Raw genomic sequence first — 23,749 nt, forward strand, 5'->3', positions numbered from 1 at the left:
CTCACTTCCGGGCAGGCAGAGGCTGGTGGCCGAACCGCCGGCCCGCGTGACCTCGAGAACGCCTGATCGAGCGCCGAATCATTCGCTATCCAGTGTCTGGTGGTTTATGGCTTCATTGATCGATTCGATGACGATAGCGCGTACCTGCCTCCCGGCCGCCGCATCGCAGAATCTTATCTTGGCGATGTTTTCATTGATGCTTGACTGTATGACGATGCAGCAATCCTCTTGACTGGAGCATCTGTCATCAACCAGGAACATCCCGCTGAAGTTCTTGTAGAAAGAATTCCATTTTTCAGAACCGTCGTGTTTTCCGCCCAATCTGCTGTGGGCATCGAGGTATATGTCTCTGAATTCTTCTTTTGGAACATCCCGATAGTGTCGATTGTGTTCATCGACAGTTGTGCAATCCCTCAACTCCAGGAGCCAGGCCATCTCTTTTCCTCCTCATCGACACGGTGCGAGTCGATCGATCGCGCAGCGCAGTTCCACGGCACTGGCCGGGAGGGAACGGACGGCGGCGCACGGCATGGAGTGACTGCGTTCTCCCGTGTCCGTGTAGAAGAAAGTACCACCTGGCCGTCGATGTGCCGCATAACAACTACGGTTATGCCGCGGTGGTGGCCGGTGGCCCGGGGCATTCTTCCGACGGGTACCGGGCGTGCGGGTAGGACTGATCGTATGGATTGGCAGGCGATCAGGTGGGCTTGCCAAGCGCTGCGGAAGGCCGAGGCAGGACGAGAACTTCACCGTCCACCATCGCGCCTTCCCCCGGCAAGGCGCGGTTCTCCGCCACGGCAGTGCATGGAGGGGCGAGCCTTGTCAGGCGCGGTCGTCGGGCTGCTGCACCGTCTTGCCGCCCTGCCCCAGCAGATTGCCGAGCAGTTCCACCGGCACCGGGAACACGATCGTCGAATTGTGCTCGCCAGCCACCTGCGTCAACGTCTGCAGGTAGCGCAACTGCATCGCCGCCGGCTCGTGCGACAGCATCGCCGCCGCTTCCCTCAGCGTCTGCGCCGCCTGCTTCTCGCCTTCGGCGTGGATCACCTTGGCCCGCCGCTCGCGCTCGGCCTCGGCCTGGCGGGCGATGGCGCGGACCATGCTGTCGTTGAGGTCGATGTGCTTGATCTCGACGTTGGTCACCTTGATGCCCCAGGAATCGGTCTGGGCGTCGAGGATCTGCTGTACGTCGAGATTCAGGCGCTCGCGTTCGGCCAGCATCTCGTCCAGCTCGTGCTTGCCGAGCACCGCGCGCAGCGTCGTCTGCGCGAGCTGGCTGGTGGCGACGAGGTAGTTCTCGACCTGGATGATCGCCTTCTGCGGATCGACCACGCGGAAGAACACGATGGCATTGACCTTGACCGAGACGTTGTCGCGCGAGATCACGTCCTGCGCCGGCACGTCCATGGTCACCACGCGCAGGTCCACCTTGACCATCTGCTGCAGCCCGGGGATCACGATCACCAGGCCGGGGCCCTTCACTTTCCAGAAGCGGCCGAGCAGGAAGATCACGCCACGCTCGTACTCGCGCAGAATCTTGATCGAAGTGGCGAGCAGGAACAGCAGCAGGATGATGAGGGGAGCGAACCCCAGCTGAAGGTCGATCATGGCGTTTTACTCCTCGCATCGATGGAAACAGGTTCGGGGGCGACTTCCAGGGTCAGGCCGTCGAGGCGGACGACATGCACCCTGGCGCCGGCCGCCAGCGGCGCTTCGCTGCGCGCCCGCCAGCTCTCTCCATGTACCGTCACCCACCAGTCGCCGCCGCCGGCCGGACCGAGCACCATGCCGACGGCACCGGCCATTTCCTCGCGCCCGCTGACCACCGGCCGCTTGAAGCTGCGCGCGGCGAAACTGCCGATCGCCAGCAGGATCGCCGCGCTGGCCAGCGCCAGGCCGACGAGCAGCGGCAGCGGCACGCCGAAGCCGGGCGCTTCGGCATCCATCAGGAACAGGCCGCCGACGACGAAGGCGATCACGCCGCCGATGCCGAAGGCGCCGAAGCTCGGCAGGAAGGCTTCGGCCAGCATCAGCCCGGCACCCACTGCGATCAGCGCCACGCCGGCCCAATTCACCGGCAACAGCTGGAAGGCATAAAGCGCGATCAGCAGCGAGATCGCGCCGGCCACGCCGGGCACGCCGAAGCCGGGCGAAGTGGCTTCGAAGAACAGCCCGTAGATGCCGATCATCATCAGGATCAGCGCCACCTGCGGATGGGCGAGCACGGCCAGCACGCGATTGCGCAGATCGGCCTCGTGGTGCTCGATCACCGCGTTGCGCGTCGCCAGCGTGACGGTGCCGCTGCCGAGCCCGACTTCGCGGCCATCGAGGCGGGCCAGCAGATCGGGCAGGTCCGCGGCGACCAGATCGATCACGCCCTGCTGCAAGGCTTCGTCCGCCGACAGGCTGGCCGCCTCGCGTACCGCCCGCTCGGCGAAGTCGGCATCGCGCCCGCGCAGCTGCGCCAGGCTGCGGATGTAGGCGGCGGCATCGGCCACCGACTTCGCGCTCATCGCATCGCCGCCGGACAATGGCTTCCGCGCCGGCGCGGCACCGGCTTCATCGTTCTTGCCGGTCGGCTTGGCGGCATCCGCTCCGTTGTCCGGTTCGGCGTCCGGCGGCCTCGGCTGCGCACCGCCGATGCCGATCGCCACCGGCGTGGCCGCACCGAGGTTGGTCGCCGGCGCCATCGCCGCCACATGGCTGGCATAGAGGATGTAAGTGCCTGCGCTGGCGGCCCGGGCGCCTTCGGGCGCGACGAAGGTCGCCACCGGCACCGGCGAAGCCAGGATGTCCTTGATGATCAGGCGCATCGAAGTATCGAGCCCGCCGGGGGTGTCCATCTCGATCACCGCCAGCTCCGCTCCCTGCTCGGCCGCGCGTGCCAGCCCACGGTGCAGATAGTCGGCAACGGCCGGACCGATCACGCCGTCCACACGCAGCACCACCACCCGCTTGTCCTGGGCGCTGGCCACGGCGCCGCCCAGTGCGATCGCGAGCGCCACCAGCAATCCCCACATCAGCCATCCGAACGATGAAACCCCGGGTTCCCGCATGCCATGACCTCCGCTGCCGGCCACTGCCGTCTGCATGTACGTGCCTGTTTGAAAGGCAGGCCGGTGCCGAAGTTCAAGCATAGGCGAGCAATCGCAGCATCGCATGCCGGGCAGGCCCGCTTGTCACACCCTGCGCCGATCGGCAAGATGCTGTCTCCAGCCCCGCAGCCCGGCGAAACCAGGCGCCAGATGCCATGCCCCCATTCGAACAACATCCCCTGCGCCGGATCCTCAGCGACGAAATCCATGCTCGGCCGCCCGTCGCGCTCGACACGCCGGCTTGCGTCACCTATCTCGCCTTCACCCACCACGAAGGCAGCGCGGAGCGCGAAGCCATTCATCTGCAGGCCCTGGCCACGCAGCTCGGCCTGCCTGTGCCCACCACCGGCTCCGGCTATCTGCTGCTCGACGCCGGCGGCTTCCAGTTGAAGTGGGAAAGGCACAACGAGTTTTCCAGCTACTGTTTCTTCTCCCGCGGCAGTGCCGACGACACCGACAGCAAGGACCATGCGTTGCGCCACGTACCCCAGGCCTGGCGCGAAGCGATCCCCGGCCTGCTGATCGCAGCCACCCACATCGAGGTGCGCAGCACCGCCGAGCTGCCGCCGCAATCCGTGCTGCACCAGCAGTCACCCGGCGGCCAGGCACTGATCGCCTCGAAAGTGGCCGGTGGCGCCGGCTGGGTGCTGACCGACTTCCACCTGCACGACGGCTTCTCGCACTTCCTGGTGCTGGACGAGCATTTCACCCCGCGCCAGGCCGGCCGCATCGCCCAGCGCCTGGTGGAGATCGAGACTTATCGCGTGATGGCCCTGCTCGCCTTTCCGGTGGCAAAGCAGGTCGGCCGCCTGGTGTCGCGCGCCGAGGACGAACTGGCGGACCTGATGGATGGCATGGATCAGGCGCGCAGCGCAGAGGACGACCGCGCGCTGCTCGCCCGCCTGTCGCGGCTCGCTGCCGAAGTCGAGCGCTCGGTGGCACTCACCACCTTCCGCTTCGGCGCCGCCGCTGCCTACTACCGGCTGGTGCGCCAGCGCATCGAGGATTTGCGCGAAGAACGCCTGCCCGGCTTCTCGCCGATCAGCGAGTTCATGGACCGCCGCCTGGTGCCGGCGATCGACACCTGTAGCTCGATCGCCCGCCGGCAGGACGACCTGTCGGCACGGATCGCGCGCAACTCGCAACTGCTGCGCACCCGGGTGGACATCGAGCTGGAACGCCAGAACCAGGAACTGCTGGCGCAGATGAACCGCCGCGCCAAGATCCAGCTCCACCTGCAGGAAACGGTGGAAGGCCTGTCCGTGGTGGCGATCACCTACTACGCTTCGCAACTGGTGAACTACGTCGCCAAGGGCGCCAAGGACCTGATCGCCCCGCTCACGCCGGAAATCATCACCGCACTGTCCATCCCGGTGATCGCGAGCTTCGTCTTCATGGGCCTGCGCCGCATGCGCAAGGCGCTCGCCAAGGAGGAAGGCAGCGGCGGGCACTGAGCACGGCCGCACATCCGCCTGCGGCATCCATTCCGTTCAATACCGCGGACGACAGTTGCTCCGCCACCATGCGCAGCCTCCATGTATCCGGAGGCGCGCGCATGGGCCTTGCGCTCATCCTTCCCATGCCCGCGTTCGCCGCGGTGATGGCACAACTGCCGCGCCGGAGCGGCATCACTTTCCTGCTCTGCCTGAGCTGGCAACTCGCGAGGAACGACGGCAGGCCGGCCGAGCGCGGCACCTCAGCCCCGGTGCCCCCGACCGCGGCAGGCCAGCACCAGCAAGCCGAACGCTGCGGACAACGGCGCGCAGCGTTCGGCACTCCCCTATAATTCCCGCTTTGCCAGCAAGCGAGGCCAGACCGTGGCGACTCCCCTCTTCGAAACTTCCATCACCAGCCTGCCGCTGCTCGGCCGCGGCAAGGTGCGCGACATCTACGCCATCGACGACGACAAGCTGTTGATCGTCACCAGCGATCGCCTGTCGGCCTTCGACGTGATCCTGCCCGACCCGATCCCGGACAAGGGCCGCGTGCTGGTGGCGCTGGCCAACTTCTGGTTCGAACGGCTCGGCCACATCCTGCCCAACCAGCTCACCGGCATCGACCCCGAGACCGTGGTCGCCGCCGACGAGCGCGACCAGGTGCGCGAGCGCGCGCTGGTGGTCAAGCGCCTGAAGCCGCTGCCGATCGAGGCCGTGGTGCGCGGCTACGTGATCGGCTCCGGCTGGAAGGACTACCAGGCCACCGGCACCATCTGCGGCATTGCCCTGCCTCCCGGCCTGCAGCAGGCGGCGAAGCTGCCGGCGCCGATCTTCACGCCCTCGTCCAAGGCCGAGGCGGGCGAGCACGACGAGAACATCTCCTTCGAGCAGGCCCAGCAACGCTGCGACACGATGCTGAAGGACGCGCTCGCCGGCACCGGCAAGACCGGCGCCCAGCTCGCCGAAGAGGCCCGCAAGGCCGCGATCGCGCTGTACTCGGAAGCGGCCAGCTATGCCGCCGGCCGCGGCATCATCATCGCCGACACCAAGTTCGAGTTCGGCATCGACGACGCCGGCACCCTGCACCTGATCGACGAAGCGCTGACGCCGGATTCCTCGCGCTTCTGGCCTGCCAACAGCTATCGCGAGGGCATCAGCCCGCCCTCCTTCGACAAGCAGTACGTGCGCGACTACCTGGAAACACTCGACTGGAACAAGACCGCGCCCGGCCCGAGGCTGCCGGCCGACGTCATCGAGCATACGGCGGACAAGTATCGCGACGCCTACCAGCGCCTGACGGGCTACAAACTCGACTGATGCTCGCCGGCGCCGATGCCCGGCCGGCATCGGCGCTGCCACCGGCAACGCAAACGACTCGCATTTCCGAACTCGCGGTTTTTTTCCTGGTCTCAGAGGCAGCCCGACACCGTCGTGTACGGCATGGCGGTGTGGTGTGTTCGACCCACGTCAAATCACCGGAGGTTGCCATGGACAAGCCGCTCAGCTCGCTGGAACAGCATTTCCACCTTCCCCGCATACGCCAAGTCAATGCATCGCGTCCCTTCCATTGGCTGCACATGGGCTGGAGCGACATGCGCGCGAACCTGGGCACCAGCCTTGCCTACGGCTTCATTCTCGCCGCGATCGGCTATGCCATCCTGTCCTACGCCGCGACCATGCCCTATCTGTTTACCGCGGCAATCTCGGGCTTTCTGCTGATCGGCCCGCTCGCGGCGGCGGGGCTGTACGAGATATCCCGCCGTCACGAACGCGGTGAGCCCGTCTCGCTGGCCGGCTCCCTGCGCGGCCTGTGGCAGCACGCCGACGGCATGGCCTATTTCGGCGCCTTCCTCGCCATCACCCTGATCGGCTGGGAACGCATGTCGGCCATCCTGTTCGCGCTGTTTTACGGCGGCAACCTACCCGAAGTGACGAACTTCTTCGGCGACGTCTTCCTGTCCGGCGATCATCTCTCCTTCGTCCTGGCCTACATGGTGGCGGGCGGCGTGCTGGCAGCCGTGGTGTTCGCGCTGTCGGCGATCGCGATTCCGATGATGATGGACCGCGACACCGACGCGATCACCGCAGCCATGACCAGCCTGCGTGCGGTGGCCGTCAACCTCGGCGCCATGGCGCTGTGGGCAGCGCTGATCGTCGTGCTGGTCGCGCTCGGCTTCGCCACGATGATGATCGGCATGATCGTCCTGCTGCCGCTGCTCGGCCATGCCACCTGGCATGCCTATCGCGACATGGTCGGCTGACTGCCATATCGGCAATACCCTCACGGGCGCCGGCCGCGGCGCCGTGACATTTTTTTGCGGCACAATAGCCCGCCCTGGCCAGCAACCCACAACCGCCACCGAGATTCAGCCCAATGAACGATGCCGTCGCCAATCCCCTGCTCGACTTTTCCGGCATGCCGCGCTTTGCCGACATCAAGCCGGAACACGTCAAACCCGCCATCGAGCACCTGATCGATGAGAACCGCCGCCTGATCGAGCGCCTCACCGCCGACCCGACGACACCGACCTGGGACGGCTTCGTCGGTCCGATGGACGAAGCCGGCGAACGCCTGGGCCGCGCCTGGGGCGTGGTCGGCCACCTGCACAGCGTGTTCGACGTGCCCGAGTGGCGCGAAGCCTACAACGCCATGCTGCCGGACATCTCGCGCTTCTATGCCGAAGCCGGCCAGAACCTGGCCTTGTTCGAGAAATACAAGGCACTGCGCAACAGCCCGGAATTCTCCACCTTGTCGCCGGTGCGCCAGCTCATCCTCGAACACGGCCTGCGCGACTTCCGCCTGTCCGGCGCCGAACTGCCGGACGAACAGAAGCCGCGCTTCCAGGAGATTCAGGAAGAACAGTCGCAGCTCGCGGCGAAGTTCTCCGAGAACCTGCTCGACGCCACCAACGCCCACGCGGAGTGGATCGATGACGAAAGCCAGCTCGCCGGCATTCCCGACGATGCGCGCGAAGCCGCCCGCGCCAGCGCCGAAACCGACGGCAAGCCCGGCTGGAAATTCACGCTGCAGATGCCGTCCTACCTGCCGGTGCAGCAATACGCCGACGACCGCGAGCTGCGCGCGCGCATGTACCGCGCCTACGCCACCCGCGCCTCCGAACTCGGCGCCCCCGAACTCGACAATGGCCCGCTGATCGGCCGCATCCTCGCGCTGCGCGACGAAGAAGCGCGCATGCTCGGCTACCGCAGCTTCGCCGAAGTGTCGCTGGTGCCGAAGATGGCCGACACGCCCGAACAGGTGCTCGCCTTCCTGCGCGATCTCGCCGCCAAGGCCAAGCCTTTCGCCGAGCGCGATCTGGACGAACTGCGCGCCTTCGCGGCGCAGGAGCTCGGCCTCGCCGACCTGCAGCCCTGGGACGTCGCCTACGCCTCGGAAAAGCTGCGCCAGCAGCGCTACGCCTACTCCGACCAGGAAGTGAAGCAGTACTTCCCCGAACCCAAGGTGCTGGACGGCCTGTTCGGTGTGATCCGCGCCCTGTACCGCGTCGACATCCTGCCCGACGAGGCGCCGGCCTGGGATCCGGACGTGCGCTTCTTCCACATCGAGAAGGAAGGCGAGCTCCTCGGTCACTTCTACCTCGACCTGCATGCGCGCCCGACCAAGCGCGGCGGCGCCTGGATGGACTCGGCGCGCAGCCGCCATCGCGACACCTGGGGCAGCAGCACGCCGGTCGCCTATCTGGTGTGCAACTTCCCCGGCCCGGTCGGCGGCAAACCGGCCACCTTCACCCACGACGACGTACTGACCCTGTTCCACGAATGCGGCCACGGCCTGCACCACCTGCTGACCCAGGTGGACGAACTGGCGGTGTCCGGCATCAACGGCGTGGAGTGGGACGCGGTCGAACTGCCCAGCCAGTTCATGGAGAACTTCTGCTGGGAGTGGGACGTGCTGCAAGGCATGACCACCCATGTCGACAGCGGCGAACCGCTGCCGCGTGCGCTGTACGACAAGATGATCGCGGCGAAGAACTTCCAGAGCGGCATGCAGACCGTGCGCCAGCTCGAATTCTCGATGTTCGACCTGCGCCTGCACAGCGAGCTGGACGCCACCGCCGGGCCGGTGCCGATCGAGCGCGTGATGGCGCTGCTCGACGAAGTGCGCAAGGAAGTGGCGGTACTGATTCCGCCCGCCTGGCACCGCTTCCCGCACAGCTTCTCGCACATCTTCGCCGGCGGCTACGCGGCGGGCTATTACAGCTACAAGTGGGCGGAAGTGCTGTCGGCCGATGCCTTCGAGGCCTTCGAGGAGGCCGGCACCGGCAAGGGCAGCCTGCTCGACCCCGAAACCGGCGCGCGCTTCTGGCGCGAGATCCTGGCCGTGGGCGGCAGCCGCCCGGCACTGGAGTCCTTCAAGGCTTTCCGCGGCCGCGAGCCGAAAGTCGACGCCCTGCTGCGCCACAGCGGCATGGTGGATGTCTGAATGAAAGCCTGATGGCCGATGCCGCCGCCCATGACCGGGCGGCGGCATCGGCAACATCAGCCCAGCGCGGTGTCCAGCACCATCATCAGCACGAAGCCGATCATCAGTCCCGCCGTGGCATAAGCCTCGTGCCCCTTGCGGTGTGATTCGGGGATGATCTCGTGGCTGATCACGAACAGCATCGCACCGGCCGCGAAACCCAGCCCCCACGGCAACAGCGCCGCCGAGTAGCCGACCACCGCGGCGCCCAGTACGGCGCCGACCGGCTCGACCAGGCCGGACGCGATCCCCAGCCCGACCGCGACCGCGCGCCGATAGCCCGCCGCCAGCAGCGCGACGGCCACCACCAGCCCTTCCGGCACGTCCTGGATCGCGATGCCCATCGCCAGGGCGTTGGCGCGCATGCCTTCATTGCCGGCGTAACCAACCCCGATCGCCACCCCTTCGGGCAGGTTGTGCAGCGCAATCGCGAAAACGAACAGCCAGGTGCGGCGCAGCTTCTGCGCCACCGCGCCTTCGCGCCCCTTGATGAAGTGTTCGTGCGGCAGCAGGCGATCCATCACCAGCAGCACGACACCGCCCAGCAGAATGGCAATGCCGACGACGGCACCGGCCGCCCATGGCCCGCCGCCGAAGCTGCCGGCGTCCTGCGCCGCCTGCAAGCCGGGAATGACCAGCGAAAACGCGCTGGCCGCCAGCATGACGCCGGCACCGAAGCCGAACAGGCTGTCCTGCACGCGATCGGACAGGCGCTGCGAGAACAGCACCGGCAGCGTGCCGAGCGCCGTCGCCAGCGCTGCCACCGAACCGCCGATCAGCGCGCTCAGCACCACCGGATTGCCCTGGACGAAGCGCCAGCTGTGCACGAGCAGGACGAGCGCGCCCGCCACGTAGATGGCCAGGCCGAGCCATTGCCTCGGCCGCCAGCCGCGCCACCAGGGGGGTGGAGAATCCAGAGTAGGCGTCTCGTCCATATGATGATCGTCCCGCTTATCCCCGCGCCACGGCATGGCGACGGGCGACCTCGGCCCAATCGATGACGTTGTAGAACGCAGCGATGTATTCGGGCCGCCGGTTCTGATACTTAAGATAGTAGGCGTGTTCCCAGACATCCAGCCCGAGGATCGCGGTGTTGCCCGAACCGATCCCTTTCATCGCCGGATTGTCCTGGTTGGCGCTGCTCTCGACCGCCAGCCTGCCGGCCTCGTCCACCGTCAGCCAGGCCCAGCCGCTGCCGAAGCGGCTCACCGCGGCTTTCGTGAAAGCCTCCTTGAAGGCATCGAAGCCTCCGAGATCGGCATCGATGGCACGCACCAGCTCACCGTCCGGCTTGCCGCCGCCGGTGGGCGACATCACCGTCCAGAACAGGCTGTGATTGGCGTGCCCGCCGCCGTTGTTGCGCACCGGCGCGCGCAGGGCTTCCGGCAGCGATTCGACCTGCGCGATCAGTTGTTCGATCGGGAGCGCGGCATATTCCGTGCCTTCCAGCGCCGCGTTGAGGTTGTTCACATAGGTCTGGTGGTGCTTGCTGTAATGGATCTCCATCGTCTGCGCATCGATGTGCGGCTCCAGAGCGTCGTAGGCGTAGGGCAAAGCAGGCAGGGTATGGGGCATGTCGATCTACCGGAAAAATTGGGGGAACAGGGGGAAACAGCTACAGGACGGGAAACGACAGGACCGGCCGCTCATGTGCGCTTGCCCGGTACGTCGCCGGCGAGACTCAGCACCCGCAACTCCCCGGCACCGATCTTCTGTGCACCGGCGATGTTCGGCACCTCGGCCTGTTCGACGAACACGCAGGTCTTGTTGGTCCGCTTGCAGTAGTCCTGCACCCGCCAGTAGTCGCCGTGGCTCAGGCAGCCGGTCTGGCAGATCACCAGGTCGGCTGCACGCAGGCTCGCTTCCAGCGCCTCGGGGTCCAGCACCGTCCCGGGCGCTGCTGGCTCCTCGGCGACAGTCGACGCATCATTGCCATCCCATTGGCCGACCGCTCTGCCTCGCGGCCTTTTTTCCCACTGCAGGCGTTCGCGCATCAGCACCTGGATGCGCGCGACCAGCGTCTCCACATGGCGCGCCAGCGTGACGCGCTTGGGCAGGCCGGGAATCGCCGCTTCCAGCGCGGCACGATCTTCCCGCTCCCAGGCCAGCGCGGTTTCACGCCTGATGACCTCGGCCTGCAGACGCATCACCTGCGCCTGCAGGCGCTCCAGCTCGCGCGCCTGCGCGTGCAACTGTTCGGTGCAGCGCCGTTGCGTACGGCCATAGTCGTGCATCAGCGCACGATGTTCCTCGGCGAGTTGATCGAAGTCATGGCTGGCGTATTCCATGGTCGGCCTCACAAGTCTTGCGCATACGGAGGATGCGATGATCGGGACGCTTCGTCATAGCGAGTGACAAAGAAGATAAGACGACACTATAAATGAGAATGATTTTTGTTCAAGTAGCAAACAGTAATGATCCTCTCCGGCCATGATCAAATCGCCTGCGGTGCCGCATCTGCCGTGCGGGTTGTGTTATGCGGCAAGTCGTGGCTGAATGGTCTGCTGCCGCGAGGCTGCCGGGATGCTCTCCGCGACTTGCGGCCGCACCGTCACGCTCACACGGAGCCGCCAACGGGCTCCTATCGAAACGAAATGCCGATCAGATGAAAATCGTTACGTGGAACGTCAACTCCCTCAAGGTCCGCCTGCCGCAGGTCCTCGACTGGCTGGCTGCCAACACGCCCGACGCGCTGTGCCTGCAGGAACTGAAACTCGAAGACAAGGCCTTTCCTGCCGCCGAACTCGAAGCCGCCGGCTACCACGCGGTGTTCATCGGCCAGAAGACCTACAACGGCGTCGCCATCCTCAGCCCGCGGCCGATCGACGAAGCGACGGTGGTGCGCAACATCCCCGGCTTCGAGGACGAGCAGAAGCGCATCATCGCCGCCACCATCGATGGCCTGCGGGTGGTCTGCGGTTATTTCCCCAACGGCCAGGCGGTGGGTTCGGACAAGTTCGAATACAAGCTGAAATGGCTGGCCGCGCTGACCGGCTGGCTGCGCGAGGAACTGAAGGCGCACGAGCGCCTGGTGCTGGCGGGCGACTTCAACATCGCTCCCGAGGACCGCGACGCCCATCCGGACTGGAAGGACGAGATCCACGTTTCCGTGCCGGAACGCGAGGCCTTCCGCGCCCTGCTCGATCTGGGACTGGTCGATGCCTTCCGCCTGTTCGAGCAGCCCGAGCGCGCCTTCTCGTGGTGGGACTACCGCATGATGGCTTTCCGGCGCAATTTCGGCCTGCGCATCGATCATCTGCTGGTATCCCCGGCGCTGCGCGAGGCCTGCCGCAGTTGCACGGTGGACAAGGCGCCCCGCCGCCTGGAACGGCCTTCCGACCACGCCCCGGTCGTGCTCGAACTTGCTTGAGACCATGGACGCCACCGAAGCCGATCGCCTCTCGGCCTGCTATCCGATCCTGGACAGGCTGTCCGCGGACGCGCGCCTGCGCGTCCTGCGGAACGCCCGCTGGATGCGTGTTCCGGCCGGCGCGATGCTGTTCGACGATCGCCAGGCCTGCGAAGGCTTTCCCTTCATCGTCGAAGGCTCGGTGCGCGTCAGCAAGTGCGCGCCGAACGGGCGCGAACTGCCGCTGTACCGCGTCGCGCCGGGCGAAACCTGCATCATCTCCTCGTCCTGCCTGCTCGGCCACGAGGACTACAAGGCCCGCGGCGTCACCGAAACCGACACGCTGCTGATGCTGCTGCCGAAGACGGTGTTCGACGACATGATGAACGAACGCCCGTTCCGCGACTTCATCTTCCATCTGTTTGCCGAACGCATCGCCGACCTGATGCAGTTGATCGAGGAAGTGGCTTTCCGCAAGCTCGACCAGCGCCTGGCCGCCTTGCTGCTGGGCAAGGGCCGCATGCTGCACGTCACCCATCAGCAACTGGCCGACGAACTGGGCAGCGTGCGCGAGATCGTCAGCCGCCTGCTGAAGAGCTTCGCCGACCAGGGCCTGGTGCGGCTGGCGCGCGAACAGGTGGAAATCCTCGATCCGGCCGGCCTGCGCAAACTGGCGGCGGAAGGCTCGACCAAGGCCTGAGGCGGCCGAGCCCCCGGCAGCTTCTCCTTTACCAGCCCGCTCTGTAACCGTGGTTACAGACCGCGAATGGAATGGCGTGCTCCAATCGAAGCGCTATCCCATCCTTGCAAGGAGAACATCATGAAGAAGAACGTAGGCGGTATCGACAGGATCCTGCGTATCGTGGCCGGCATCGCGCTGATCGCCTGGGCCCTGATGGGCGGGCCGGTCTGGGCCTGGATCGGCATCGTGCCGCTGGCCACCGGCGCCATGGGCTGGTGCCCGCTCTATCCGCTGCTCGGCCTCAATACCTGCCCGCTGAGCAAGAAGTGAGCTGAGGCGCGACGCGACAGTTCGAACATCCCGGGGCACCGCGGCAAGAAAAAACGGCAGGCTTCCACCACTGGAGCCCTGCCGTTTTCATTTCTGCCGAAAGACGGCCCATCCAGCCTACGCCAATCCTGAAGGCCCTGCCCTCATCCCCGCGCGCTGCAGTGATTGGCGATCGCGACGAACTGCGCGACCGACAGCTTCTCGCCGCGCAGGCCGGCATCGATGCCCAGGGCGTCGAAATCGGCATCGCCCATGAACTCGCGCAGCGTGTTCTTCAGCGTCTTGCGGCGCTGGCCGAAAGCGGCGGTGACGATCTGGCCGAGCAGCGCCTCGTCCTGCGCTCCGAGCTGTTCCCTGGGCAGCGGCGCCATGCGCACGATGCTGGACATGACCTTGGGCGCCGGACGGAAGGCGCCGGGCGGCACGTCGAACATCCGGCCCATGCGGAAGCGGTATTGCAGCATCACCGACAGGCGGCCGTATTCCTCGGTGCCCGGCTCGGCGACCATGCGCATGACGACTTCCTTCTGCAGCATGAAGCTCATGTCCTTGACCTGGTCGGCGAAGCCGGCGAGGTGGAACAGGATCGGCGTGGAGATGTTGTACGGCAGGTTGCCGACGATGTGCAGCGAGCGCTCGCCGTCGGTACACAGGCTGCCGAAATCGAACTTCAGCGCATCGCCTTCATGCACCGTGAGCTGGTCCGGCGTATAGCGCTCGTGCAGGCGCGCGATAAGGTCGCGGTCGATCTCGACCACGTGCAGGTGGCCGAGACGCTCGATCAGCGGTGCGGTCATCGCCCCCAGGCCGGGGCCGATCTCGACCATCGTCTCGCCCGCCTGCGGACGGATGGCGTCGATGATGCGGCGGATGATGTTGGGGTCGGACAGGAAGTTCTGGCCGAAGCGCTTGCGTGCGCGGTGGCCGTCGGTTTCACGGTCTTGCATCGGGGTCCTCGTCGTCGTGCGCCGGCGCTGCTCAGGCTGCAGCGTGGGCTGCGCGGGCAGCGACCATCGTCGCCGCCAGCTCCAGCGCGGCGAACAGGCTGCCGGGGTCGGCCCGGCCGCTGCCGGCAAGGTCGAGCGCGGTACCGTGATCGACCGAGGTGCGGATGATCGGCAGGCCAAGCGTGACATTGACGCCGCCGCCGAAGCTCGCATGCTTCAGCACCGGCAGCCCCTGGTCGTGGTACATCGCCAGCACCGCGTCGCCCTGCGCCAGCGTGTGCGGCACGAACAGCGTATCCGCCGGCAGCGGGCCGACGAGCTGCATGCCTTCGGCGCGCAGCCGCGCCAGCACCGGCTCGATGACGTCGATTTCCTCGCGCCCCATGTGCCCGCCTTCACCCGCATGCGGGTTGAGGCCGGCGACGAGGATGCGCGGCGCGGCAAGGCCGAAGTGGCGCACCAAGTCGGCGTGCAGGATGCGCAGCGTTTCGTCCAGCGCCTGCGGCGTGATCGCCGCCGGCACCCGGGCCAGCGGCAGATGGGTGGTGACGAGCGCCACACGCAAGCCGCCGCCGACCAGCATCATCACCACCCGCGGCGTCTTGGTGTGCTCGGCCAGGTATTCGGTATGGCCGCTGAAAGGCAGCGCCTCGGCCGCACCCAGGCTCTCGCAGATGACGCCCTTATGCACCGGCGCGGTGACCATGGCGGCGAACTCGCCGCTGACGCAGCCGGCGATCGCGCGGTCGAGCAGGCCGAGCACGTAGGCGCCATTGGCCGCATCGAGCACGCCGGGGACGGCCGGCCGGGCGAGCGGCACATGCAGCACGTCGATGGCCCCGTCCAGCGCATCCGACTGCGTGCCGGGCTGCCAGGGCCGGAACACCGCCGCGCTGCCGAAGGTGCCGGCACGCTCGCGCAGCAGGTCGAGGTCACCGAGCACGACCGGCCGGACCGGCCATTGGCACTCGGCCAGGCGGGCGCACAGCTCCGGCCCGATGCCGGCCGGCTCGCCGCTGGTGATGGCGACGACCGGCCTGGAAGCCCCGGCAGCGCTCACTCGCGGTCCAGGCGCAGATCGACGTAGGTGCTGTCGCGCAACTGGCGCAGCCAGTCGTCGTAGGCCTCGTCGGCCTTGCGTTCGCGCAGCGCGGCGCGCGCGGCATTGCGCTTGCGTTCGTCGGTGACGTCCTGCACGCGGCGGTCGACGACCTGGATCAGATGCCAGCCGAACGGCGACTCCACCGGCATGCTGACTTCGCCCGGCTGCAGCGCGTCCATCGCGCGTTCGAATTCGGGCACGGTGTCGCCCGGGTTGAGCCAGCCGAGGTCGCCGCCCTTGGCTGCGGACAGGTCCGCCGAGTTCGCCCTGGCCAGCTCGGCGAAGTCGGCGCCATTGACGACGCGCTCGCGGATGCCCAGCAGGCGCGCCTCGGCATCGGCGTCGGACAGCACTTCGGAAGTCTTGATCAGGATGTGGCGGGCGCGCGTCTGCTCCATCTGGGCCACGGCGGTGTCGCCGCCACCGCGGCGATCGACCAGGCGCACGATGTGCAGGCCGGAGGCGCTGCGCAGGACGGGCGAAGTCTCGCCGGGGCGCATTTCGCGCACGACGTCGGCGAACAGCGCCGGCAGGCGGTCGAGCGGACGCCAGCCCAGGCTGCCGCCCGACAGGCCATCGGGCGCATCCGACACTTCGGCGGCAACGCGGGCGAAATCCTCGCCCGAACGCAGACGGGCCATCACGCTTTCGGCGCGCCCGCGCAGCGCTTCGATCTGCTCCGGCGAAGCCTGCTCCGGCACGCGCAGCAGGATGTGGGCGACCTCGAACTCCTCGCCCGAAAAGGCATCCGGATTGCTGGCAAGGAAGTTGTCGATTTCGGCGTCGGTGACGACGATCTTGCTTTCCACCTCGCGCTCGCGCAGCCGGGTCAGCAGGATCTCGGTGCGAATCTCGTCGCGGAAGCGCGACCACGACACGCCGTCCTGCTCCAGCGTCCCGCGCAACTGGTCGATGCTCAACTGGTTGTTCGAGGCGATGCGCTCGATCGCACGCTCCAGCGTGGCGTCATCCACCCGCAGCGAAGTCTCGCGCGCCAGTTGCAGCTGCGCACGCTCGATGATCAGGCGCTCCAGCAACTGCTGCTCCAGCACTTCCCGAGGCGGCAGTTCGACGCCCTGGCGCTGGAGCTGGCGCACGACCTGGTCGACGCGCGCCCGCAGTTGCAGCGCGGTGATCACTTCGTCATTGACGACGGCGACGATGCGATCGACCGCCACCGCCTGCGGCGCGGCATGCAGCGGAAAACTCAGGACCAGGCTGGCGATGCCAACGGCGAGCAGCGAACGGGAACGGGACAGGGGACGATTCATGATCATTATCTGATGGGTTGCTCGCGGGGTTTCAATCCATGCCGAACACACGGTCGGCCGAAGAATCGTTGATCTTGCCATAGCCGGGCACGCTGCGCGTCAGCAGGTTGATCGGATTGGAGCCGATGCCGGCCAGGTCGTTCAGTTCGAGCTGCACGTAGATGGCTTTCGAAACGTCGTCGCGCTCGAGCGCGAAGCGATGCACGGCGACGCGCAGCACCCAGCAGCCGCCGTTGTATTCGAGGCCGCCGATCGCTTCGGTGATGCGGTTGTCGAGCAGCGAATGGGTGACGCGGCCGACGCCGTACCAGCCGCCGCCCAGCGGCCACTGGCCCGACACGTCGATGTCCTCGAGGCCGACCAGGTTCTCGGCGATGCGCAGCTCGGGAGCGTAGCGATAGCTGAAGTTCAGCACCTTGGCGTAGTCGGGCTGGTAGCGCAGGTTGAAGTTCGCCCGTTCGGTGCGGCTGGTCTCGGTGTTGTACTGCAGATAGGAGTTCAGCGAGAACTCGCGGGACAGGCGTCCGCCCAGGCCGAGCAGGATTTCGGTGCCGCGGCCGGCGTCGCGCAATTCGTCCCGATTGAACAGGTAGACGTCCTGGTCGGAGAAGTAATAGCGCTGGCCGACCATCGCACGCAGGCGCTCGACGCCGGTCTCGGCATCGATGAAGCGCGTCGTCAGCGCGGCGGTGAGGTCGTTGGCGTCGCCGATCCGGTCGCTGCCCGAGTAGCGGTTCTCGGAGAACATCTGGGCGAAGCCGACGTCGAAGCGGCTGCTGTCGAAATTCGGGATGTCCTGCTGGTCCCGCGACGGCACCCTCAGGTAGTACAGGCGCGGCTCCAGCGTCTGCAGATAGCTGCCGCCGAAGATCGTCGTCTCGCGCTCGAAGAACAGCCCGGAGTCCACCGAGAAGATCGGCACCGAACGCGTCATCGAATTGGGCTTGGCGGCATTCTGCGGCAGCGGCGAACGATCGAGGTCGTAGCTGGTGTAGTGCAGGCCCGCCTTGGGCGTCACGAACCATGCGGCGCCGGTCAGCGGCAGCGAGAGCTGCGGATAGGCGACGAAACGCGTGCCTTCGTCCTTGTTCTTGTCGGCGTCGGGATGCTCGAATCTGACGAATTCGGTGGTGAGGGCCCCGGTCAGCCCGCCCGGCAGATCGGGACGCTTGCCCTCCACCAGGACCTGCGGCAGCCGGCGATAGGGCGAGACGTTCCGCGACTCCTCGTCCGGGTTCAGGGTCTGGTAACTCTGCGCACGAACGATCGCACTCCACCAGCTCGAGCTCCGGTAGGTGAGCTGCCCCTGCCGCAGCAGGTTGATCCGCGAGGCGACGCCGATACGGGACGACAGATCCTCGAAATAACGATCGTCCGATACCGAGTTGAAATCGAGCGAGCCGTACAGGCTCGACGTGATCCGCTGCTGATGCTGGATGGATGCCAACGTGCGGTCCTCGCCCGTCAGCCTGTCCTTCGGCATCCATTCGACGCGCGACTCGCCCCGGTAGCTTTCGCCCAGGTAGCGGAACTCGCCGCCGAACTGGACGCCGCGCCGGCTCATGAAGCGCGGCGTGATCGTGGCATCGTAGTTGGGCGCGATGTTCCAGTAATACGGCAGCGCGAGATCCACGCCGGTCTTGTTCGACGAACCGAAGGTCGGCGGCAGCAGGCCGGACTGGCGGCGGGCGGTAAGCGGGAACTCCGCCCACGGCATCCAGAAGATCGGCACGTCCTTGAACACGATCGAGGCGTCGCGCGCGGTGCCGACCTCGCGGTCGTAGTCCAGGTCGAGCTCGCCCGCGCGGATGTACCAGTCGGGGTCGCGGGCCTCGCAGGTCGACCAGGTCGCGTTCTGCAGGTGGTACTGGTTCTCGCCTTCGAGCCGCAGCAGGTCGGCTTCGCCGCTGCCCGAAACCATGCGCGGCGCTTCACCGGTGAAGCTGGGCTGGCGCTGACGCGAAATCCGGTAGGCCGGCGACTCGAAGGTACCGGTGCTGTCGCCGATCACCATCGTCGCCCTGGGGCCGGCGATGGTGTCCTCGCCCTGCTGCAGTTCCACGTTGCCTTCGGCCACGGCCTCGTCGATCGGCTCGCGATAGGTGACACGATCGGCGGTGAGGATCATGTCGTCGCGCTGCAGCTCGGCCTCGCCATCGGCAACCAGCTCGATGCTGCGCGCGCCGAGGATTCTCAGCGCCTTCACCGAAGTGCTACCTGCCGGCAGGGCGATTTCCTCTTCGGCCGCGGCTCCGACAGCCGCCCGCTCCTGCTCCGCTGCTTCAGCGCCGGCAGGGACCGGCTGCAGCGTCGACGAAACGCGCGCCCCGGTCCTTGCTGCGGGGGCGGCCGGTACTGCCGCAGCAGGCCGGGAAGCCGCATCGGCAGCGGATCCGGCCGGCCTAGCCGTCGGACCGGTAGTGGCGCCGGTCGCCGAACCGGCGGGGCCGGCAACGGGCTCCGGGCTTCGTACCAGGTCGGGCGATACGATCAGCGGCGGCAGGCCGGCCGCGAGCGCCGTGCCGGACAGCCAGCACAGCAGGAAGGGGATCAGACGCATGCGCGTATTCAGAGGCATGAAGGCAAACGCTTTCCATCGTTCGCAGGGCGATCCCCTGTCGCACGACCGTGTTGATAAACTTGCGAATTGTACACGAACGCCCGTGGAGAACCTCCTCTTGCAACGCCTCGAACAACTGCGTGCCTGGCTCGCCGCCACCCTGCCCGGCCAGTCCTTCGATCTCGCGCCGGCCTCGGCCGACGCCAGCTTCCGCCGCTACTTCCGCGCCAGCTTCGCCGACGGCAGCCCTTCCCGCATCGTCATGGACGCCCCACCCGGCAAGGAAGACGTGCGCCCCTGGCTGCAGGTGGCCGAACTGTTCCGCGCCGCAGGCGCCCACGTGCCCGAGGTGCTGGCGCAGGATCTCGAGCAGGGATTCCTGCTGCTGTCCGATCTCGGCTCGACGACCTACCTGGCCGCGCTGAAGGCGGAGGGGGGAGAAGGCGGCACCGACCCGCATCGCGCCGCCCATCTGTACGCCGATGCGCTCGGCTCGCTCGCCGCCATCCAGCACGCCAGCCGCCCCGGTGTGCTGCCGGAGTACGACCGTGCCCTGCTGCTGCGCGAGATGATGCTGTTCCCCGAGTGGTACGTCGCCCGCCACAAGGGCGTCACGCTGAGCGAGGCCGAAACGGCGCTGCTGAACACCGCCTTCGAGCGCATCCTCGCGGTCAACCTGGCCGAACCCAAGGTCTTCGTGCACCGCGACTACCACTCGCGCAACCTGATGCTGCTCGAAGCCGGCGACGGCCTCGGTACCAACCCCGGCATCATCGACTTCCAGGACGCGGTCTACGGCCCGATCAGCTACGACCTGGTGTCGTTGTTCAAGGACGCCTACATCCGCTGGGACGAGGAGTTCGTCCTCGATCTGCTGATCCGCTACTGGGAAACCGCGAAGAAGCTCGGCCTGCCGGTGCGCGAGGAGTTCGCCGACTTCCACCGCGACTTCGAATGGATGGGCGTGCAGCGCCACCTGAAGGTGCTCGGCATCTTCGCCCGCCTCTGCCACCGCGACGGCAAGGACGGCTACCTGGCCGACATGCCGCTGGTGATGGACCATCTGCGCCGCGCCTGCAAGCGCTGGCGCGACCTCGGCCCGCTGCTGAAGCTGCTCGACCGCCTCGAACCCGAGGAAACCCGGGTCGGCTACACCTTCTGACATGAAAGCGATGATCTTCGCCGCCGGCCGCGGCGAGCGCATGCGGCCGCTGACCGACCACTGCCCCAAGCCGCTGCTCGAAGCCGGCGGCAAGCCGCTGATCGTGTGGCAGATCGAAGCCCTCGCCCGCGCCGGCATCGTCGACATCGTCATCAACCACGCCTGGCTCGGCGACCGGATCGAAGCCGCACTGGGCGACGGCAGCCGCTACGGCGTGCGCCTGCGCTATTCGCCGGAGACGACCGCGCTGGAGACGGCCGGCGGCATCGCCCAGGCACTTCCGCTGCTGACCGGGCGGCCGGCAAACACAGACGGTGAAATCTTCCTCGCCGTCTCCGGCGACATCCACACCGACTACGACTACCGCCGCCTGCTGCCGCGCGCCGCCGCGATGGCCGGCAGCGCCGAACCGCGCATGCACCTGGTCATGGTGCCCAATCCGCCCTTTCATCCGGCCGGCGACTTCGCGCTCGACGAAAGCGGCCTGCTGTCGCTGGATGGCCCGGACAAGGGCACGCGCCTCACCTTCGGCAACATCGGCCTCTACGACACCCGCCTGTTCGAGGGCATCAGCCCCGGCGAGAAGCTGGCGATGACGCCTTATTACCGCCGCAGCATCGCCGCCGGCCACGCTTCCGGCGAGCGCCACGACGGCCATTGGGAAAACGTCGGCACGCCGGCCCAGCTCGCGGCACTCGATCACCACCTGCGAACGGGACGGAAGCCGGCTGCCGCGGCAGACAATGAGATAATCGCGCCATGAACGCACCGACTCCGCCCACTACCGTCCCGTCGCCCGATCTCGCGCCCTTCCGTGCCCGCCGCGAACGCCTGCTCGCACGCATGCAGGCCGCCGGCGGCGGCGTCGCCGTCCTGCCGACCGCGCCCGAGCGCATCCGCAACCGCGACACCCACTATCCTTATCGCCACGACAGCTATTTCTACTACCTCACCGCCTTCCGCGAGCCCGAGGCCGTCGTCGTGCTGGTTGCCGGCGAGGAGCCGAAGCAGATCCTGTTCTGCCGCGAGAAGAACGAGGAGCGCGAAATCTGGGACGGCCATCGCCACGGCCCCGACGCGGCACGCGAAACCTTCGGCTTCGACGAAGCCTGGACCATCGGCGACCTGGAAAAACGCCTGCCCGACTATCTCGCCGGCCAGCCGCTGGTATGGGCCAGCCTGGGCTACGACGAGGCCTGGGATGCCACCGTGCTCAAGGCGCTGAACACGGTGCGCGGCAAGGCCCGCGCCGGCGTCACGCCGCCGCATTCGATCCGCGACCTGCGCGCGGAACTCGACGAGATGCGCCTGGTCAAGGATGCCGCCGAACTCGCCACCATGCGCCGCGCCGCGCAGATCTCGGCAGCAGCCCACTGCCGCGCGATGCGCGCGACCCGGCCCGGCCGCTTCGAATACGAGATCGAAGCAGAACTGCTGCACGCCTTTCGCAGCGCCGGCAGCCAGGCGCCCGCCTACACCTCGATCGTCGCCGGCGGCGCCAACGCCTGCGTGCTGCACTACATCGAGAACGACTGCCGGCTGCGCGACGGCGACCTGCTGCTGATCGACGCCGGCTGCGAGCTCGACGGCTACGCCTCGGACATCACCCGTACCTTCCCGGTCAATGGCCGCTTCAGCGCCGCGCAGCGCGAAGTGTATGAAATCGTGCTCGCCGCGCAGCACGCCACCCGCGACGCCACCCGCCCCGGCGCGCACTGGAATGCACCTCACGAAGCCGCGGTGAAAGTGCTCGCACAAGGCTTGATCGACCTCGGCCTGCTCAAGGGCAGCCTGGACGGCGTGATCGAAAGCAACGCCTACAGCCGTTTCTACATGCACCGCACCGGCCACTGGCTGGGCATGGACGTGCATGACGCCGGCGAATACAAGCTCGACGGCGAATGGCGCCCGCTGGCCGAAGGCATGGTGCTGACGATCGAGCCGGGCTGCTACATCCGTCCCGCCGACGACGTTCCCGAACGCTTCTGGAACATCGGTATCCGCATCGAGGACGACGCGGTGGTGACGGCCGACGGCTGCGAACTGATCACGAGCGACGTTCCCAAGGCCGTCACCGACATCGAAGCCCTGATGCGGGAGGCCAGCCATGGCTGACGAAGCCCCTACCCCCGCCTCCGTCACTGTCCACGATCTGCTGATCGTCGGCGCCGGCCCGGTCGGCCTGGCGCTCGCGCTCGCGCTGAAGGACGCCGGCCTCGACATCGTGCTGGCCGATGCCCGTTCCCGCGAAGCCGTCGCCGGCGATCCGCGCGACCTCGCGCTGGCGCACGGCAGCCGCCTGACACTGGAACGCCTGGGCGTGTGGGATGCGCTGTCGGCCACGCCGATCGAGCACATCCACGTCTCCCAGCAAGGCGGCCTCGGCCGCACCCTGATCGACGCCGACGAGCACGGCCTGCCCGCACTCGGCTACGTCGCCTCGGCCGGCGCACTGGCCGCCGCGTTGCGCGCCGCCGTCGACGCCGCCGGCATTCCGGTGCTGGACGAAACCGAAGTCGCCAACTTGGCCCCCGGCGACGACGACATCATCGCCAGCCTGGCCGGCCCCGGAGGAAGCCGGTCCACGCTGCGCGCCCGCCTCGCCGCCTGCGCCGAAGGCGGGCTGAAGGCCGGCGACCCGAACGTGGTCGAGCACGACTATCGCCAGCACGCCCTGATCGCCCAGGTCGCCGTTGCCGGCGGCCATCGCGGCACCGCCTTCGAGCGCTTCACCCGCGAAGGCCCGCTCGCGCTGCTGCCCAGGGGCGAAGGTTACGCGCTGGTGCACGTCGCCCGCCCCGACACCGCCGATGCGCTACTGGCGCTGGACGACGACGCCTACCTCGCCCGCCTGCAGGCCCACATCGGCAACCGCGTGCGGCTGGAAAGCGTGAGCAAGCGCCTGCGCTATCCGCTGCTGCTGCGCTACCGCGAATCCGCGGTCGGCCCACGCACCGTGTGGCTCGGCAATGCCGCCCAGACCCTGCACCCGGTCGCCGGCCAGGGTTTCAACCTCGCCCTGCGCGACGTCTGGGCGCTGGCCGACACCCTGCTGCGCCATAAGGACGAAAGCGCTCGCGCCGCTTCGGCCACCCCGTCGCCATGCGACCTCGGTGACCCCGCCGTGCTGGCCGCCTACGCCCGCAGCCGCGGCCTCGACCGCCTCGGCACGATCCGCTTCACCGACACCCTGGTGCGCGTGTTCAGCAACGACTTCGCCCCGCTGCGCCACGCCCGCGGCGCGGCGCTGTTCGCCCTCGACGTCTTCCCGCCGCTGCGCAACTTCGTCGCTCGCCGCATGATGTTCGGCGCCCGCGCCTGGCCTTGAATTC

22 protein-coding genes are annotated in these 23,749 nt (G+C 67.5%); 12 read left to right on the forward strand and 10 right to left on the reverse strand.

Annotated features, from left to right (window positions below):
- Positions 1–78 precede the first annotated feature (78 nt).
- The 3 genes from AAFL97_RS15630 to AAFL97_RS15640 form a co-directional block, all read right to left on the reverse strand.
- On the reverse strand, positions 79–435 hold the full coding sequence (locus AAFL97_RS15630) for a hypothetical protein (RefSeq protein ID WP_341645697.1): 357 nt from the start codon (positions 433–435) through the stop codon (positions 79–81).
- 387 nt (positions 436–822) lie between these two features.
- Positions 823–1,608, reverse strand: coding sequence for a slipin family protein (locus AAFL97_RS15635; protein WP_341645698.1), 786 nt, complete (start codon positions 1,606–1,608; stop codon positions 823–825).
- Positions 1,605–3,020, reverse strand: coding sequence for an NfeD family protein (locus AAFL97_RS15640; RefSeq protein WP_341645699.1), 1,416 nt, complete (start codon positions 3,018–3,020; stop codon positions 1,605–1,607). Before AAFL97_RS15640 ends, AAFL97_RS15635 begins: the two co-directional genes overlap by 4 nt.
- 230 nt (positions 3,021–3,250) lie before the next feature.
- Here AAFL97_RS15640 and AAFL97_RS15645 point away from each other — a divergent pair, with 230 nt between their 5' ends.
- The 5 genes from AAFL97_RS15645 to AAFL97_RS15665 all read left to right on the forward strand — a co-directional run bounded on the left by AAFL97_RS15645 (position 3,251) and on the right by AAFL97_RS15665 (position 8,975).
- Entirely contained in the window at positions 3,251–4,549 is a 1,299-nt protein-coding gene (locus tag AAFL97_RS15645) for a DUF3422 family protein (RefSeq protein WP_341645700.1), read from the forward strand.
- Between the two features lie 101 nt (positions 4,550–4,650).
- Entirely contained in the window at positions 4,651–4,881 is a 231-nt protein-coding gene (locus AAFL97_RS15650) for a hypothetical protein (protein ID WP_341645701.1), read from the forward strand.
- Between the two features lie 31 nt (positions 4,882–4,912).
- Entirely contained in the window at positions 4,913–5,848 is a 936-nt protein-coding gene (locus AAFL97_RS15655) for a phosphoribosylaminoimidazolesuccinocarboxamide synthase (RefSeq protein ID WP_341645702.1), read from the forward strand.
- Between the two features lie 170 nt (positions 5,849–6,018).
- Positions 6,019–6,792 carry a DUF2189 domain-containing protein gene (locus AAFL97_RS15660; protein ID WP_341645703.1) on the forward strand — a complete coding sequence of 258 codons (774 nt, stop codon included), beginning with the start codon at positions 6,019–6,021 and terminating at the stop codon, positions 6,790–6,792.
- Between the two features lie 113 nt (positions 6,793–6,905).
- Entirely contained in the window at positions 6,906–8,975 is a 2,070-nt protein-coding gene (locus AAFL97_RS15665; RefSeq protein WP_341645704.1) for a M3 family metallopeptidase, read from the forward strand.
- Between the two features lie 56 nt (positions 8,976–9,031).
- Here AAFL97_RS15665 and AAFL97_RS15670 read toward each other — a convergent pair whose 3' ends face one another.
- The 3 genes from AAFL97_RS15670 to AAFL97_RS15680 all read right to left on the reverse strand — a co-directional run bounded on the left by AAFL97_RS15670 (position 9,032) and on the right by AAFL97_RS15680 (position 11,302).
- The gene (locus AAFL97_RS15670; RefSeq protein WP_341645705.1) at positions 9,032–9,949 is read right to left on the reverse strand and encodes a ZIP family metal transporter; all 918 of its coding nucleotides are present in this window, start codon (positions 9,947–9,949) and stop codon (positions 9,032–9,034) included.
- Between the two features lie 16 nt (positions 9,950–9,965).
- Positions 9,966–10,589, reverse strand: a complete 624-nt coding sequence (locus tag AAFL97_RS15675; RefSeq protein WP_341645706.1) for a superoxide dismutase — start codon at positions 10,587–10,589, stop codon at positions 9,966–9,968.
- A gap of 71 nt (positions 10,590–10,660) precedes the next feature.
- On the reverse strand, positions 10,661–11,302 hold the full coding sequence (locus AAFL97_RS15680; RefSeq protein ID WP_341645707.1) for a DUF2325 domain-containing protein: 642 nt from the start codon (positions 11,300–11,302) through the stop codon (positions 10,661–10,663).
- Positions 11,303–11,619: 317 nt separating this feature from the next.
- Here AAFL97_RS15680 and xth point away from each other — a divergent pair, with 317 nt between their 5' ends.
- From xth to AAFL97_RS15695, 3 genes are all read left to right on the forward strand, one after another.
- Positions 11,620–12,384: an exodeoxyribonuclease III gene (gene xth / locus AAFL97_RS15685; RefSeq protein ID WP_341645708.1), complete on the forward strand. Its 765-nt coding sequence runs from the start codon at positions 11,620–11,622 to the stop codon at positions 12,382–12,384.
- A 4-nt stretch (positions 12,385–12,388) separates the two neighbouring features.
- Positions 12,389–13,063 carry a Crp/Fnr family transcriptional regulator gene (locus tag AAFL97_RS15690; protein ID WP_341645709.1) on the forward strand — a complete coding sequence of 225 codons (675 nt, stop codon included), beginning with the start codon at positions 12,389–12,391 and terminating at the stop codon, positions 13,061–13,063.
- 120 nt (positions 13,064–13,183) lie between these two features.
- Positions 13,184–13,375: a YgaP family membrane protein gene (locus AAFL97_RS15695; RefSeq protein ID WP_263462164.1), complete on the forward strand. Its 192-nt coding sequence runs from the start codon at positions 13,184–13,186 to the stop codon at positions 13,373–13,375.
- Positions 13,376–13,518: 143 nt separating this feature from the next.
- On the opposite strand, the gene rsmA is transcribed toward AAFL97_RS15695, so the two are convergent.
- From rsmA to AAFL97_RS15715, 4 genes are read right to left on the reverse strand one after another with little or no spacing between them, the layout of a single operon-like run.
- Entirely contained in the window at positions 13,519–14,322 is an 804-nt protein-coding gene (gene rsmA, locus AAFL97_RS15700; protein ID WP_341645710.1) for a 16S rRNA (adenine(1518)-N(6)/adenine(1519)-N(6))-dimethyltransferase RsmA, read from the reverse strand.
- A gap of 31 nt (positions 14,323–14,353) precedes the next feature.
- Entirely contained in the window at positions 14,354–15,382 is a 1,029-nt protein-coding gene (gene pdxA, locus AAFL97_RS15705) for a 4-hydroxythreonine-4-phosphate dehydrogenase PdxA (RefSeq protein WP_341645711.1), read from the reverse strand.
- Positions 15,379–16,695, reverse strand: a complete 1,317-nt coding sequence (locus AAFL97_RS15710; RefSeq protein WP_341645712.1) for a peptidylprolyl isomerase — start codon at positions 16,693–16,695, stop codon at positions 15,379–15,381. The genes pdxA and AAFL97_RS15710 overlap by 4 nt, the downstream gene beginning before the upstream one ends.
- 31 nt (positions 16,696–16,726) lie before the next feature.
- Positions 16,727–19,255, reverse strand: coding sequence for an LPS-assembly protein LptD (locus AAFL97_RS15715; protein WP_341645713.1), 2,529 nt, complete (start codon positions 19,253–19,255; stop codon positions 16,727–16,729).
- Between the two features lie 118 nt (positions 19,256–19,373).
- Here AAFL97_RS15715 and AAFL97_RS15720 point away from each other — a divergent pair, with 118 nt between their 5' ends.
- The 4 genes from AAFL97_RS15720 to AAFL97_RS15735 are packed head-to-tail and all read left to right on the forward strand — an operon-like array spanning position 19,374 to position 23,745.
- Complete coding sequence (locus AAFL97_RS15720) at positions 19,374–20,417, forward strand: aminoglycoside phosphotransferase family protein (RefSeq protein ID WP_341645714.1); 1,044 nt, start codon at positions 19,374–19,376, stop codon at positions 20,415–20,417.
- Position 20,418: 1 nt separating this feature from the next.
- Positions 20,419–21,180: an N-acetylmuramate alpha-1-phosphate uridylyltransferase MurU gene (gene murU / locus AAFL97_RS15725; RefSeq protein WP_341645715.1), complete on the forward strand. Its 762-nt coding sequence runs from the start codon at positions 20,419–20,421 to the stop codon at positions 21,178–21,180.
- Positions 21,177–22,532 carry a Xaa-Pro aminopeptidase gene (gene pepP, locus AAFL97_RS15730; RefSeq protein WP_341645716.1) on the forward strand — a complete coding sequence of 452 codons (1,356 nt, stop codon included), beginning with the start codon at positions 21,177–21,179 and terminating at the stop codon, positions 22,530–22,532. Before murU ends, pepP begins: the two co-directional genes overlap by 4 nt.
- A complete protein-coding gene (locus AAFL97_RS15735; RefSeq protein WP_341645717.1) occupies positions 22,525–23,745 on the forward strand; it encodes an FAD-dependent monooxygenase in 1,221 nt (406 codons plus the stop codon). Before pepP ends, AAFL97_RS15735 begins: the two co-directional genes overlap by 8 nt.
- Positions 23,746–23,749 lie beyond the last annotated feature (4 nt).

Source organism: Thauera sp. SDU_THAU2, from assembly GCF_038260575.1.
Lineage (GTDB): Bacteria > Pseudomonadota > Gammaproteobacteria > Burkholderiales > Rhodocyclaceae > Thauera.